Consider the following 13,909-nt stretch of genomic DNA (forward strand, 5'->3'; position numbering starts at 1 on the left):
TGAATCGCAAGCTCATCTTTCGGCAATTGACGGAAAAAAATAATTCTGAGTTGTAAATTTTGATGATATGCTGAATTTAATAGGTATTTGATTCTAAAAATAGAACGTTAAAAGGAGCAATCATGAAAAGAGAAAAATACGAAATCTGGGGTTTAACGCTGCAATTAATCGTGGTGGCGATTGCACTAGTGTACTATTTTTTTATTTACAGATAAGTAAGAAATTTTGAATTAGAAGGAAGGAAAATCAATGTTTTTTAGAATGAAAGGAAAGCTTGGCGGTGTTATGGTTCAAAAAAATAAGTGGCTAACCAAGCTAGAATCAATCACAGAGCTAAGTGCTCCCAAGCAGATTATCTTACCAATGAATATGCATATCGGTAAACCTGCAAAAATTGTTGTTTCCATTGGTCAAGAAGTGAAAATAGGAACATTGATCGGCGCAAAAGATGGCTTGATTTCAGCCAACATACATAGCTCAGTTTCAGGAACTGTTGAAAAAATTGAGCAAAGAATCATTGGAGTAAACGAAGTATCAGTTGTAGTCATCAAAAATGATTTTAAAGATACATATGAAATACCACAATCAAGGAATGAAAACATAGTTGATCTTATTAAAAACAACGGAATTGTCGGCATGGGCGGAGCTGGTTTTCCAACAGATGTAAAATTTCTTTTCAAAGAACAGCAGCAGATGGAAACGTTGATCATTAACGCGGTCGAGTGTGAACCCTTTGTCACGGCTGATAGACGAATTATTATTGAGCAGCTGAATGATTTTATCGAAGGAATCAGTCTGCTTCAAGAAATGCTATCAATCAAACAGTGTGTGATTGCAATCGAAAGTTCATCGGAAGAAGCAATCCTAAAACTGAATGCTAAGATCGATAATGACCGTATCAAACTGAAAATTTTGCCGAATCATTATCCTCAAGGGGCTGAAAAGATCGTTATTAAAGCGGTCCTTGGAACTGAACTGCCAGTAGGGAAATTACCGATTGATTTAAATGTTGGAATCATGAATGTATCAACGGTGTTAGCAACATTTCATGCGTTGAAAGAAAATCGACCATTGATCGATCGAGTTGTGACGGTTTCTGGTACACCGATCAAGACGCCTCAAAACTTACGCGTAAGAATCGGCACACCGATCGAACATGTCATTGAAGCGTGCGGTGGCTTTATTGAAAGCCCGATGAAATTGATCAATGGCGGACCAATGATGGGAAAAGTCATTCAAAATTTAGATGAACCAGTCACAAAAACAACTTCGTTGATTCTTGCGTTGACTAGAGAAGAAGCGGAAATCCCTGAAGAGCAAAATTGTATTCGCTGTTCAGAATGTGTGAATGCATGTCCCGTTAATTTACAACCGATCTCTATCAGTAATGCGTATCGAGCAGGTGATATTGAAGAAACAAAACGCTTAGGTGTGTTGAACTGTATCGATTGTGGTGCATGTTCGTATATTTGTCCGTCAAAAATCGATATTTTAGGTGATATCCGAGCGGCGAAGCAAAAAGTATTGGAGAGTCGATGATGGTAAATAAAGAATATACAAGTACGGGACCATTTATGGGCCCTCATATTAGAGAAAAATGGACCTCTCAGTGGATCATGCAGCAAGTGTTGATTGCTTTAGCGTTTCCAACAATTGCTGCTACTTACTTTTTCGGCTGGTGGTCATTAGTAATGGTAGTGGTAAGTATTGTTGCCTGTGTAGGTCTGGAATTTTCTTTTCAGAAAATAGTTCACAAAAAAGTGACGATATCGGATTACAGTGCGGTGATTACAGGGTGGCTTTTGGCTTTGACATTGCCTGTGACAGCGCCGTTATGGACATTGCTTATTGGAGACTTTATTGCGATTATTATTGTAAAGCAGTTGACTGGCGGGATCGGCAGAAATTGGTTGAACCCAGCTGTGGCAGCTCGTGTATTATTGAAATTATTTTTCTCACCATGGATCACAAATTGGGTCACACCGCAACCAGATGTTGTCGCAACAGCAACACCATTAGCTGATTTAGGCAATTTTGCTAGAGAGGTTTCACCCACGACACCAGATTTGTTTGATTTGTTTATGGGGTATGGTTTAGGTGGACCGATTGGAGAGACGTGTAAGTTTGCGTTATTTTTATCAGCTGTTTATTTGATTGCACGTAAAATCATCAATCCGTTGGTTCCTATTCTAACATTAGGCTCGTTTTATAGCGCAATTCTGTTATATAGCGGGTTTGATTTTTCATTTGCTAATGCTCATTTGCTGAGTGGCGCATTGATTTTTGCTGCAGTCTTTATGGTGACGGATTATACGACTTCGCCGTTGACGGATAAAGGGAAGTATATTTTTGCGATCGGCTGTGGTGTGTTGGCAGTGGTCTTGAGAATTAGTTTGGACTTGCCGGGTGGAATTGGTGTGGCGATTTTGGTGATGAACTTGCTGACACCGTTGATCAATAGATATACGGTGTCGAGGATTTATGGGGAATGATACCTTCTCAAATATATTAAAATAAAAAAGATACCAGTTCTATTACAGAACCGCTATCTTTTTTTTAAATTAATCTTTATCAACAGCCGCCATCTGTTCTCCATACAGCTTCCCATCATACATTTTGAAAAACGGATAGTAACAAATAATCGAAACGGCCAAATTAATCAACGCAATCAACACCGCTCTAAAATCACCACCAGTTCCCAGAAATGCCCCGATCCCCACAGGCGAAATCCAAGGAATCCCAGTGATCACTTTATTCACTAAGCCAAGAGAAGTAGCAAAATAAGCAACGGTCACATTGATCAAAGGTGTCACAATAAATGGAATAATCAAATAAGGATTATAAACGATTGGTGCTCCGAAAATCACTGGCTCATTGATATTAAACAAACCAGGCAGCACTGCGGCTTTTCCCAAGACTTTCAACTGATCTGATTTTGCCACAAAAATCATCAATAAAACCAATCCAAGTGTACTACCGGCACCTCCGATAAAGATATACATATTGACAAAATCGCCAGCGAAAATATTCGATCCGCCATCAATATTTTCAGTCAATGCCACCAATAAAATCGGATTGATAAAACTATTTTTGATCACAGCTGTTCCATGAACCCCAACAGCCCAAAGTAGATGGATCAACAACATGATGACAATAATTCCCAACCAAGAACCCGTCAAATCTTTTACAAACTCAAACGGTTTTGATAATAATCCATGTAAATCAGTATGGAATACCGCTAAAATCGTATTGATAAATAACATCACGAACGCAATAAAAATAGCAGGAATCAATGAAGCAAAAGCTTTACTTACACCATCAGGTACGCCTTCTGGCATCCGAATCGTAATATTTTTTTTCACACACCAGCGATAAATTTGTGTCGCAATCACTGCTGTAATGATCCCAATAAAAATCCCAACGCCACTAAAACGAGTGACCCAGCCACCAAGTGCAACCCCATTATAAACGATCGACGTTTCACTTTCTGATTGAATCAACTGGGCACCGCCATCAACGATATCCGTTTGGACGATCGTCATTAAAAAGGCAAACAACCCTAAAATCGCCCCAACAAAACTACTCAGCCCATCACTTTCTTCTTTTCGATAAATATCGGTTAGATAATAAGCCGTCGCTAAACAGTAAAAAATGGCAATTGAACCGATCGACATGGTAGTCGCCACACTATAAAATGGCGCGAATTTCAAAATCGTACTTTCAAAAAACGGTGCGAGTGGTGGAATGATCTGCGGCAAATTGTTGATGATCAGAAAGATCGAGCCGACGATTGTAAACGGCACTGTGATGATCCCAGCTTGCATAATCGCGCGAATAAAGCGCAAATTCGCAACTTTATTCAAAGGGGGCATGAGTTTTGTTTCTAAAAACGTAAATACTTTATTCATTTTTTTCTCCTTTCTTTAAGAGGGCAATTGATTCGTATCAATCAATGTTTGGTACCAGTAAAAGCTGTCTTTTTTATAGCGAGTGAGTTGTTTTTCATCGTGTTCAGTACGATCCACATAAATAAATCCGTAACGTTTGCTGATGCCTTCATGAACGCTGATCAGATCAATCGCTGACCACGGACTATAACCAATCAGGTCAACACCAGCCTCAATAGCTTGTAAACATTGGTCGATATGTTGATTTAAATAATTGATACGGTAACTGTCATGGATTTTCCCGTCATCTGTCAGCTCATCTTTAGCGCCTAAACCATTTTCAGTGATAATGATTGGTAAATGATAGCGGTCATACAGCGTTTGCAAAGTGGTTTTCAAGCCATCAGGATCGATGGTCCAATTGAATTCATTTTTCTTCAAATAAGGATTGGTGAAGCCTTTATAAAAGCCCCACTCCATAATATCTTCGCTTTGCTGATCGCTGATGCCGTTTGCCATACCGTCTTTTTCAGTTGGTTTTTCGACAGTGACGGTGGTGTAAAAATTCATAGCAACAAAATCAGGGAAGTTATGTTCCATTAATTCTTGATCTTCAGCGGCAAATTCAATCGTGATATCGTTGCGGTTTAAATAGTCTTTAAAGACTGCGTTATAACGACCAAAGCAAGAAAAATCTAGATAGGCCCAATTACGAACACTATTAAAATAAAGGGCAGCTTGATTGTCCATCGGCTTGCTGGTTGCAGGATACACAAGAGAAATATTTGGAACAGGCCCAATTTGTCCGCCTTCGATCAATTCATGGCAACGTTTGAAGGCATATTTTTCAGCGATCATTAGATGATGAAATTGTTGGTATTTTTCTTGTAATGGAATTTCTTTACCTAGGATTTTCTTGTCCACCAAAAGCATGATATTCGGCTCATTGATCGTCAGCCAGTGTGTTACGCGATCACCATAGGCTTCAAACAACGTTTCAGCGTACCGTTTGAATGCATCTACGGTACTGCGGACACTCCAGCCACCTTCATCTTCTAATGCTTGGGGTAAATCAAAGTGATTCAAGGTGATGTAAGGTTGAATACCGTATTTTAGTAATTCATCAATCACATCGCTATAATGTTGTATTCCTTTTTGATTGATTTCTCCTCGTCCAGTTGGGAAAATTCGTGTCCAGGCAATCGAAAAGCGAAAGATTTTGATGCCCATTTCAGCCAATAAACGAATATCTTCTTTGTAATGATGATAGTGATCTACAGCGACTGTAAAATTAGCGATCTCATGATTATCTCTTTGGCGTGTGTCTTGCACACTTAATCCTTTACCGTCGCTTTGATAAGCGCCCTCGGTTTGATGGGCGGAAATCGACGCGCCCCATAGGAAATTTTTTGGAAATGTATGTGTCATTGGTTTCTCCATTCTATATCTTTTTTTGTGAAGCGTTTTCTTTGGCTTTAGAATAAGTGATTATATGAGTAAATTCAATACAATCAAAAGAACTGTTCATGAAAGAATTTTTATGAACAGTTCAAAGACGGTTACTACAAGAAGAGCGAACCCTTCTAGTATACCGTTTTTATTCAAATAACACTTTAACGGGGATTCCTCTTGCTTGATAATTCGCCAAAAGAGTTGTAGAGATGGCGCTATCTGTATACAGGAAATCAAATAAATAGGTTCTATCGATCATAAATGAGCTAACTGATTCTAAGTTAATAGAAGGGGTGTAAACAATTTTTGGTCCTTTGGTATGCTGGATCATTGTGCGGTAAATAAAGGATTCGCTCAACGTGTTGGTCGTTACTTCATGTGTATTAAAACCAGCAGCTTCAACGATACAAAGATCTGCTTCAATTTTATTAAAAGCATGGATAGCAAAATCACCAACAAGTGCGTTTGTATTTTTCTCAAGTTCACCACCGCTGATTGTAATCAAGGCTTTTTTCTCAGGATGATCAATGGAAAGAGCTGTAACATCATTCGTTAAAACACTGACCTCAAGAAAAGATAATGCATGAATGATTGCTGTAGAAAAATTTCCAGCGCTAACGAAGATTTGTGCCTTATTTGGTAGCATAGTTGCGAGTTCTTCAACGAATACTGCAACAGGAAATACCCGTTCTTCTTGAATCGCAGGCTGTGATACTGGCTGTTTTTTGATTAATTTTACACCACCATAAAAACGTTCGATCATCTTTTTCTTTTCCAAAAAAAGAAGATCTCGTCTGATCGTAACGGCTGAAACATCAAAAAATGCAGCTAGTTCATTCACAGTTTGGCTGTCTGCTGTGTTCAACCGCTCAATCAATTTTTCCCGTCGTCTAAACACATCACCTTGACTTGTTTTCATTTTTATCTTCCTATCTCAAAGCTTCTCATTTTTTAAATTATCCATAGTATAGACAATTTTCCGCTAAAAAGACAACTTGTTTCACTGAAGATTTGATGATATATTTTGATAAACAAACTAGCAGGAAGTAAGGAAGGCTGAATTTATGGGAGAAACGAAACAATTTCCTTTTCATTTGTCATTGATGAAGGTAAGTTATGCACCGCCGCAGATTAGTGACTATTTAACACTTTTTCTCATGCTGAGCGGCAGTATGGTCGTGACGACTGGAGGAAAAGACTATCTGCTTCAGACAGATGATTTATTAGTCATCAATCCGCGTCAGCAGTTTCAGGTAAAGAGCTCAGATAAGAATCTGTTGCTGTCTTTACGCGTTTCTAGAGCGCCGATCACATCACAATTTAAAGACAACTGGTTGCCTTTTATCGATTGTTCGACATCAGGAGCCGACAAAGGGAGTGAGTCTGAAAAATTTCAACAACTACGTGAAGCCTTAGTTCATTTAATGGCAGCTTATTTTAAACAGAATAATGAAAGTGAACTGGAAATTTATCAGCACTTTTTCACAGTTTTGACAAATTTGGTCAAAGGGTTTAAAAAAGAAGTTGTCCCAACTCCTCAAGTAACGGCAGAGATAGCAGATGAGCGCTTGAATCAATTGCTGGATCAGATTCAATTAAACTATGATCAGCCAATTTCACTTGAAACGTTAGCAGAATCAAGTGGCATCTCTTATTATCACTTGTCCCGTTCTTTTAAAAAACAAGTGGGAATGACCTTTACTGAATATTTAAACCAAATTCGTTTGATGCATGCAGCAGAATCGTTGATGTTGACCGCACAATCAGTAATTAAAGTTGCTTTGAACAATGGTTTTTCTAATGCGAAACATTTTCATCAAGTATTTAAAAAGCACTATGGCTTAACGCCGGCTAATTATCGTAAAAAATACTCGTTACAGAAAGATCTAGAAAAGCCAAGTACGGAAAATGCTGATTATCACGAAATAACAGGCGCTGCTGCATTGCAAGAGTTGGCAAGATATTTGGTAGAAAAAGATTTAGAAGATGAAAATGCTGCGATTGAACAGAATTTACAGTTAGTGTTGCCTACAGAGCGCCAAGAGCATTACCAAAGCGGTAAAAAAATTATAAAGATCGGTCCTGCAAGTGAAGGATTAGCGAATGGTGTTCAGCGTGAATTGTGTATTTTGCAAAAAGATTTAGCTTTTGATTTGGTTCAATTCGAGGGCTTTTGCGAAGAAACGAATTTTGATAACGATGTTTTGTTAGTATCAGAATATATTTTAAATAATCAATGGTTTGATTTTTTAGTGAGAATTCAGTTGAAACCGATGATCCAGCTCTATTTACCAGAACATTATACTGAAAAAGAAGAGGTTCAATTGTGGTGTGATAAACAATTGAAAATTATCCGTCATTTTCTCAATCGTTATGGAAGGGATGAAGTGAATCATTGGTATATTCAATGGTCACTTCCAAAAGTAAGTGGAAGATGGAATGAAGAAAGCCGTTGGGGGTATCATTATTTTTATCGTAAGTTGAAACAATTAGTTCCCGAATGTAAGCTGGGGCTAATGTCGTTACGATCACTGGATGAAGAAGAATATCAGCAGTATCAAGCTTTTATTTCTGAGCAAGCATTGCAGCATTGTTTACCGGGATTCATTAGTTTTCATGCTGATCCGTATGCGTCGACGTTGATCAAGGATGAACATGCGGTACGATTCAAAGAGTATCAACAAGAAATTTTAAGCCGAGTGAAGTCTGTTATCAACACAAGCCAATCGGAAAAAAAATCGATGGCTTCAGATTGGTCACCAGAGCTATTTTTAACAGACTGGAACACTTTAGTTGGGGAAGGAAATACTTTTTCTGGAACGTTCTTCCGTTCAGCGCTGATTTTAGAATCGATCGTTGAATTGTCAAACGAGGTGACGGGTATTGCTTTTTGGTTGAACATCAAAGTAAAAGAACGGCAAACACATACGAGAGAAGATAGCAGTTTATCTGTTTTTCTTTATGAAGAGTTGCGACGACCGCTATTTTTTTCACTCCGTTTTTTAAATCATTTAAAAGGAGAACTTCTTGCTAGTGGAGACGGCTATATTTTGACGCGAAATCAAGGACAATACCAACTATTATTATATAATTCTAGCTACCTTGATCCACTTTACTCAGTCGATACGTTTCAAGTACAATATCAGACGAAAAAAATGTTAGTTCATTTAAAAGAGTTGCCGAAAGGAAATTATTTGATTCGAGAATATGTCTTGGATAAAGATCACGGCGGCATTTACAATGACTGGATCAGGATAGGTGGTCAAGCAGAGTTAGATCATGAATTACAGAAATATTTGGAGCAAAAGATCGTACCAAAGTTTGAACTAAAAAAAGAGTGGATCGATTCAGCTGGCTATGAGTTAGAAGCTACACTGACATTGAATGCTTGTCAGTTGTATTTGTTTCAACCTTTATACTAAGAGAATGTAGCAAAGATATCATTGACGGAATAGCGCTTTCATACTAAACTTAATATAATCTATTGAGCAAATGATAGGGGGAGGCTGTTAAGATGGGAAAGACCCAACATACTTCAACTTTTGGGATAAATTTAGCGATTGTTATTTACTATTTTTTACCAAGAATTCAAATTACCACCGCTTCACCTTATTGGAACGTATTTTTTAATTCCAGAAGCATCTTGGTATTTCTTTTTACAATAGCGATGTTGGTCATTACCTTTCAAAAGACGTATTCTAATAAATGGCAAAACATTCGTTTAGGAGAAATGGTTGGAAATGTCTATCTCCTGTATGTGCTAGCTAGTTTTTTCTATATTATGATTGTAGAGTTGATATAGCCAGTAAGGGGTGAATAATATGGAAATGATAGATAAAATCTCAGATTACTTTGATGATCGACGAAAAAGAAAGCACAAAAAGATTAGAGAAAAGAATGACCGATTACGAGCGAATGGTCGAACGCCTGTCAAGAAGGGCTGGGGGAAAATGGTTGATACTGGATCTGGCGGTATGAATCAAGATCGTACTGTGCGTATATATGATGTCGCTCAACAGCAAAAAAATATCTCGGAAGAACATGAAATCAAAGAACGTCGTTCAGGTGAAGTCAAGAGGAAATAAAGTGAATAAGATACAGCGGGAGCAAAAAAGACTAGTTCTTTTTTGCTCTCGTTTTTTTTTAATGTGTAGATTAAAAATATTAAGACTATATTGAGCAATTAAAGTAATTTATATTTGTGAATTGTTTTATATAATAAATCCATGGAAAACGTTTTCTTATATTAGAACAATGGAGGAAAAAAATGGAGACACAAGTTGAAAAAGTAACGAATAAAAGTAGTGCTGGGTTGATTTTTGCCTTAATGGCAGGCTATTCGATGATTTACATGGATAAGAGCATGATTTCCACAGCTGTTTTGCCAATGGCCAAAGAGTTTAATTTAGATGCTGGTCAAACTGGGATGATCATGTCATTCTTTTTCCTAGGCTATTCATTGATGCAAATTCCTGGCGGTTGGTTAGCGGATAAAATCGGAGCTAAAAAAGTATTAATGTTATCACTCGCAATTATTTCAATTTTCTCATTCGCATTTGGTGCAGTTAGTAGTTTGATGTTATTTATGGTTATCCGCTTTTTTGCGGGACTTGGTCACGGTGGTTATCCGCCAAGTTGTTCAAAATCGATTGCAGACAATTTTCCGCAAGAGCGTAGAACCTTTATTCAGTCATTGATCCTTTCAACATCTGGTATCGGCGGGATCTTAGCTTTTACTTTAGGAACCAATTTGATCAATGCAAATTGGCGTTATGGTTATCTGGCATTGGGAACATTATTCGCGGTAGCGTTGGTTCTTGTGGCTGTATTCGTTCCTAGTCAAGCGACGAGTGCAAAAACTAGCTCAGCGAATAAACCAGCTATTAAATTTAGTCAAGTAATTACAAATCGCAATGTATTAGTCTTGTTTGTCGCAATGTTGCTATTAAACTTTTTACTTTATGGAAATATGTCTTGGTTACCAAGTTTCTTAGCGCAAAAATTTGCGATCGATATTAAAACAATCGGTTATTTATTAGCAGTCAATGCCGTTTTCCAAACAGCTGCAACAATGTTTGCAGGGGCACTATTATCAAAACTATTTTTAGGGAAAGAACGCATGTTTATTCTTAGTGCAACAGTTTTAGCCGCGGTTTTAGTTGCTGCTTTTGTCGCATCGAATAATCTAGTTTTATCGATGATCTGTCTGATCGCAGTCAGCATGGTTTCGGTTAGTGCTTTTACAGCAATCTTCACGTGGCCGCACAAAATCATGGACCCATCGATCATCGGTTCTTCGATCGGAATCATCAATACTGGTGGAACACTAGGTGGATTCTTAGCACCAATGATTTTAGGTCAATTGATCAAAGCGGCCGGTGGTTCATTTACACTCGCATTTGGTTTCATGGCGGCAGCAAGTCTACTTTGCGGACTTTGTGTATTAGGAGTGAAAAAAGAAGCATAATGTCAGACAAAAAATTTAAATATAAAAGCGCCTTTGATATTATTGGCCCAATCATGGTCGGTCCCTCCAGCTCTCATACAGCTGGAGCGGTCAGGATCGGTAATGTGGCAAGAGAACTTTATAAACATACGCCCAAAAAGTTGATCGTGACATTTTTCGGTTCTTTTGCGGAAACGTATAAAGGACACGGAACTGCTGTTGCGATTGTTGCAGGGGTTTTAGGATTTGAAACACATGATGAACGAATTCCCGATGCTATTGAAATAGCAGAAAAACAAGGCGTTTCTATTGAGTTTTTAGTTAGTACCAAAGAAACGGAACACGCCAATACGGTGAATTTAGAGTTGATTGATGAACAAGAAAAACTAAATTTAACGGCTATTTCGATTGGGGGAGGCAGTATTCAGCTAACGGAGATTAATCATTATTCTACATTATTGAATCATGATCAAGGCAATGGCTTAGTTTTTACAGCAGACAAAGAATCCGCTCTTCCTTGTGTGGAAATGGCGCTGGAAAATCCAGCTTTTGTTGAAGTTCAACAACTAAATCAAGAAACAGTATTCTTTGTTGAAACGGTCAGCGATATTAGTCAAAAGTTAGTCAAAAAAATCAGAGAAATACCGGGAATTACAGCAGTTATGCCTACGACCGGCTAAATTAGAGGACGTGAATATTTTGTTTGAATCAATTGAAGAACTTGTCCAACGTGCAAAAGATAATCAATGCACGATATCCGAAATCATGATCCGACAAGAAATAGAGACATCTGGGCGTAGCAGAACGGAAATCATGAATCAAATGACCTTAAATTTAGAAACAATGGAAGCAGCGGCTGCCAAAGGTGTTCAAGGAGTACGCTCTCACTCTGGTTTAACAGGTTATGATGCGAAAAAGTTGCAAGCTTATCTGGATAAAAAAACAGTTTTGACGGATGATACGTTTGTCAAAGCCTTATGCTATGCTGTGGCAACGAATGAAGTGAATGCAGCGATGGGGATGATTTGTGCCACGCCAACAGCTGGTTCAGCCGGCGTGGTCCCAGGGGTTTTACTAGCCTTTCGTGAAAAGTTTAGGTCAACTCGAGAAGAGATGCTGAACTTTTTATTTACAGCCGCTGCCTTTGGGTTTGTCACCGCGAATAATGCCATGATTTCAGGCGCAGAAGGCGGTTGTCAAGCTGAAATAGGCTCTGCTTCAGGAATGGCCGCCGCTGCATTAGTTGAAATGGCAGGAGGAACACCTGAGCAAGCAAGTCATGCTTTTGCAATTGCATTGAATAATTTGATTGGTTTAGCCTGTGATCCAGTGGCAGGATTGGTAGAAATTCCTTGTATCAAGCGAAATGCAGGAGGGACCTCCAACGCCATCAGTGCAGCAGAAATGGCTTTAGCAGGAATCGAAAGTGAGATACCTGCCGACGAAGTAGTGGAAACAATGTATCGCGTTGGCCGAAGTATGCCAGCGGATATTCGTGAGACTGGCATTGGCGGATTAGCTGGAACAAAAACAGGTAAGCGAATTGCTAAAGAATTATTTGGGATTGATCGCTAATCTAAAATATGTATGTTCACTAATGAGAAAATAGATTATGGTTAAGAAAGGAAGAACATAAGAATGGATGCAAAACAACAAATTTCAGCATTGATCGATGCAAAAAAAGACCAATTTATCACAGCAGCAGATCGGATTTGGGGTACACCAGAAACAAGATTTGCGACAAGTGAATCTGTAAAACCTTTTCTAGAAATTTTAGAAAAAGAAGGTTTCTCAATTGAAAAAGGTGTTGCCAACATGGAACATTCATTTGTTGCAACATATGGCAGTGGGAACCCTGTTATTGGGATTTTAGCTGAATATGATGCGTTAGGTAATTTGAGCCAAGTCGCTGATTTAGGTGAGCAAAAAGCCGTAAATGAAGGCGGTAATGGACATGGGTGTGGACATAATTTACTCGGAACAGGTGCCTTAGCGGGTGCTATTGGTGTTAAAGATTTGATGGAACAAGAAAAATTAACGGGTACGATCAAGTTATTCGGCTGTCCTGCTGAGGAAAGTGGCTACGGAAAAGCCTTCATGGCTAGAGATGGTGTGTTTGATTGCTTGGATATTGCTCTTTCGTGGCACCCGATGGATACAAGTATGGCTTGGGGATTAAGTAGTTTAGCTGTTTATCAAATTTATTATAACTTTAAAGGAATATCTGCTCATGCAGCAGCAGCTCCTGAACAAGGGCGCAGCGCCCTTGATGCAGCGGAATTAATGAATATTGGGGTTCAATTCTTACGTGAACATATCATTGATGAAGGACGTGTCCATTATGCCTTTATGGACGCTGGCGGTGAGTCTGCCAACGTTGTACAGCCGACTTCAAGCTTGTATTATTTTATCCGCGCACCAAAATTAGAACAAGCCGAAGAAATCTACAAACGTGTTAACAAAATCGCAGAAGGTGCGGCGTTGATGACGGAAACAGAATTAGAGATCGTGTTTGATTCTGCTTGCGCTAATTATTTACCAAACCATGCAGTAACAGCTGCAATGTATGACAATTTAAAAGATTTTGGAAATATGAACTTGACCAAAGAAGATCAAGAATATAGCCAAAGATATTATGATAGCCTAAATGAGGCAACAAAAGAAGGGCTGAAAGTTAGAGCCAGACAAAGTAATCCTAGCGCAAGTGAAGAAGAAATTGAGCGTCTGGGTACAATGCCAGTTTTAGATCAAATTAGTCCATTATTCTTTTCAAATGCGACTTCTGGCTCAACTGATGTCGGTGATGTGAGTTGGGTTTGTCCGACAGCTCAAGTTTTAATTGGTTGTGAACCGCAAGGAACGCCGCCGCATTCATGGCAATGGGTTGCTAATGGTAAATCTTCTGTAGCACATAAAGGGTTATTAGCTGCAGGAAAAACAATTGCCACTACGGCTTATGATTTGCTGACAAATCCTGAATTAGTAGCAAAAGCCAAAGCAGAGCATCAAGTAACAGTAGGCGGAAAGAAATATCAATCTGCGATTCCAGCGGATGTAATGCCGAAATAAAACGAATGGATACAATCAGTTTGATTGAGCTTAACGCATAATAATAGAATAAAAT

At 38.6% G+C, this 13,909-nt stretch carries 12 protein-coding genes; 9 read left to right on the forward strand and 3 right to left on the reverse strand.

Annotated elements, in window-relative coordinates; genetic code table 11:
* The first annotated feature begins 249 nt into the window (after positions 1-249).
* Positions 250-1,539 carry an electron transport complex subunit RsxC gene (gene rsxC, locus A5821_RS12630; protein ID WP_086314995.1) on the forward strand — a complete coding sequence of 430 codons (1,290 nt, stop codon included), beginning with the start codon at positions 250-252 and terminating at the stop codon, positions 1,537-1,539.
* Positions 1,539-2,492 (forward strand): RnfABCDGE type electron transport complex subunit D, encoded by a 954-nt coding sequence (locus A5821_RS12635; protein WP_249921874.1) that lies wholly within the window; start codon positions 1,539-1,541, stop codon positions 2,490-2,492. The genes rsxC and A5821_RS12635 overlap by 1 nt, the downstream gene beginning before the upstream one ends.
* Before the next feature lie 69 nt (positions 2,493-2,561).
* Here the strand turns inward: A5821_RS12635 and celB are convergent, their stop codons facing one another.
* The 3 genes from celB to A5821_RS12650 all read right to left on the reverse strand — a co-directional run bounded on the left by celB (position 2,562) and on the right by A5821_RS12650 (position 6,258).
* Positions 2,562-3,908, reverse strand: a complete 1,347-nt coding sequence (gene celB, locus A5821_RS12640; protein ID WP_086314999.1) for a PTS cellobiose transporter subunit IIC — start codon at positions 3,906-3,908, stop codon at positions 2,562-2,564.
* Positions 3,909-3,923: 15 nt separating this feature from the next.
* The gene (locus tag A5821_RS12645) at positions 3,924-5,315 is read right to left on the reverse strand and encodes a glycoside hydrolase family 1 protein (protein WP_086315001.1); all 1,392 of its coding nucleotides are present in this window, start codon (positions 5,313-5,315) and stop codon (positions 3,924-3,926) included.
* 169 nt (positions 5,316-5,484) lie between these two features.
* A complete protein-coding gene (locus tag A5821_RS12650; protein ID WP_086315003.1) occupies positions 5,485-6,258 on the reverse strand; it encodes a DeoR family transcriptional regulator in 774 nt (257 codons plus the stop codon).
* 145 nt (positions 6,259-6,403) lie between these two features.
* On the opposite strand from A5821_RS12650, the gene A5821_RS12655 reads away from it, so the two are divergent.
* The 7 genes from A5821_RS12655 (at position 6,404) to A5821_RS12685 (ending at position 13,854) form a co-directional block, all read left to right on the forward strand.
* Entirely contained in the window at positions 6,404-8,761 is a 2,358-nt protein-coding gene (locus A5821_RS12655; protein ID WP_086315005.1) for a helix-turn-helix domain-containing protein, read from the forward strand.
* A gap of 92 nt (positions 8,762-8,853) precedes the next feature.
* The gene (locus tag A5821_RS12660; protein ID WP_086315007.1) at positions 8,854-9,141 is read left to right on the forward strand and encodes a hypothetical protein; all 288 of its coding nucleotides are present in this window, start codon (positions 8,854-8,856) and stop codon (positions 9,139-9,141) included.
* Between the two features lie 19 nt (positions 9,142-9,160).
* Entirely contained in the window at positions 9,161-9,424 is a 264-nt protein-coding gene (locus A5821_RS12665; RefSeq protein WP_086315009.1) for a hypothetical protein, read from the forward strand.
* A 182-nt stretch (positions 9,425-9,606) separates the two neighbouring features.
* Entirely contained in the window at positions 9,607-10,806 is a 1,200-nt protein-coding gene (locus A5821_RS12670; protein ID WP_086315011.1) for an MFS transporter, read from the forward strand.
* Positions 10,806-11,465: an L-serine ammonia-lyase, iron-sulfur-dependent subunit beta gene (gene sdaAB / locus A5821_RS12675; RefSeq protein WP_086315013.1), complete on the forward strand. Its 660-nt coding sequence runs from the start codon at positions 10,806-10,808 to the stop codon at positions 11,463-11,465. Before A5821_RS12670 ends, sdaAB begins: the two co-directional genes overlap by 1 nt.
* Positions 11,466-11,484: 19 nt before the next feature.
* Positions 11,485-12,360, forward strand: coding sequence for an L-serine ammonia-lyase, iron-sulfur-dependent, subunit alpha (gene sdaAA, locus A5821_RS12680; protein WP_086315015.1), 876 nt, complete (start codon positions 11,485-11,487; stop codon positions 12,358-12,360).
* A gap of 63 nt (positions 12,361-12,423) precedes the next feature.
* On the forward strand, positions 12,424-13,854 hold the full coding sequence (locus tag A5821_RS12685) for an amidohydrolase (protein ID WP_086315017.1): 1,431 nt from the start codon (positions 12,424-12,426) through the stop codon (positions 13,852-13,854).
* Positions 13,855-13,909 lie beyond the last annotated feature (55 nt).

It is taken from the genome of Enterococcus sp. 7F3_DIV0205 (genome assembly GCF_002141365.2).
Taxonomy (GTDB): domain Bacteria; phylum Bacillota; class Bacilli; order Lactobacillales; family Enterococcaceae; genus Enterococcus_L; species Enterococcus_L palustris.

Coding starts and splice junctions, on each gene's coding strand:
- A5821_RS12660 (WP_086315007.1), top strand. CDS start 8,854: ATGGGAAAGACCCAACATACTTCAACTTTTGGGATAAATTTAGCGATT.
- A5821_RS12645 (WP_086315001.1), bottom strand. CDS start 5,315: ATGACACATACATTTCCAAAAAATTTCCTATGGGGCGCGTCGATTTCC.
- A5821_RS12665 (WP_086315009.1), top strand. CDS start 9,161: ATGGAAATGATAGATAAAATCTCAGATTACTTTGATGATCGACGAAAA.
- celB (WP_086314999.1), bottom strand. CDS start 3,908: ATGAATAAAGTATTTACGTTTTTAGAAACAAAACTCATGCCCCCTTTG.
- A5821_RS12635 (WP_249921874.1), top strand. CDS start 1,539: ATGGTAAATAAAGAATATACAAGTACGGGACCATTTATGGGCCCTCAT.
- rsxC (WP_086314995.1), top strand. CDS start 250: ATGTTTTTTAGAATGAAAGGAAAGCTTGGCGGTGTTATGGTTCAAAAA.
- A5821_RS12655 (WP_086315005.1), top strand. CDS start 6,404: ATGGGAGAAACGAAACAATTTCCTTTTCATTTGTCATTGATGAAGGTA.
- A5821_RS12650 (WP_086315003.1), bottom strand. CDS start 6,258: ATGAAAACAAGTCAAGGTGATGTGTTTAGACGACGGGAAAAATTGATT.
- sdaAB (WP_086315013.1), top strand. CDS start 10,806: ATGTCAGACAAAAAATTTAAATATAAAAGCGCCTTTGATATTATTGGC.
- A5821_RS12685 (WP_086315017.1), top strand. CDS start 12,424: ATGGATGCAAAACAACAAATTTCAGCATTGATCGATGCAAAAAAAGAC.
- A5821_RS12670 (WP_086315011.1), top strand. CDS start 9,607: ATGGAGACACAAGTTGAAAAAGTAACGAATAAAAGTAGTGCTGGGTTG.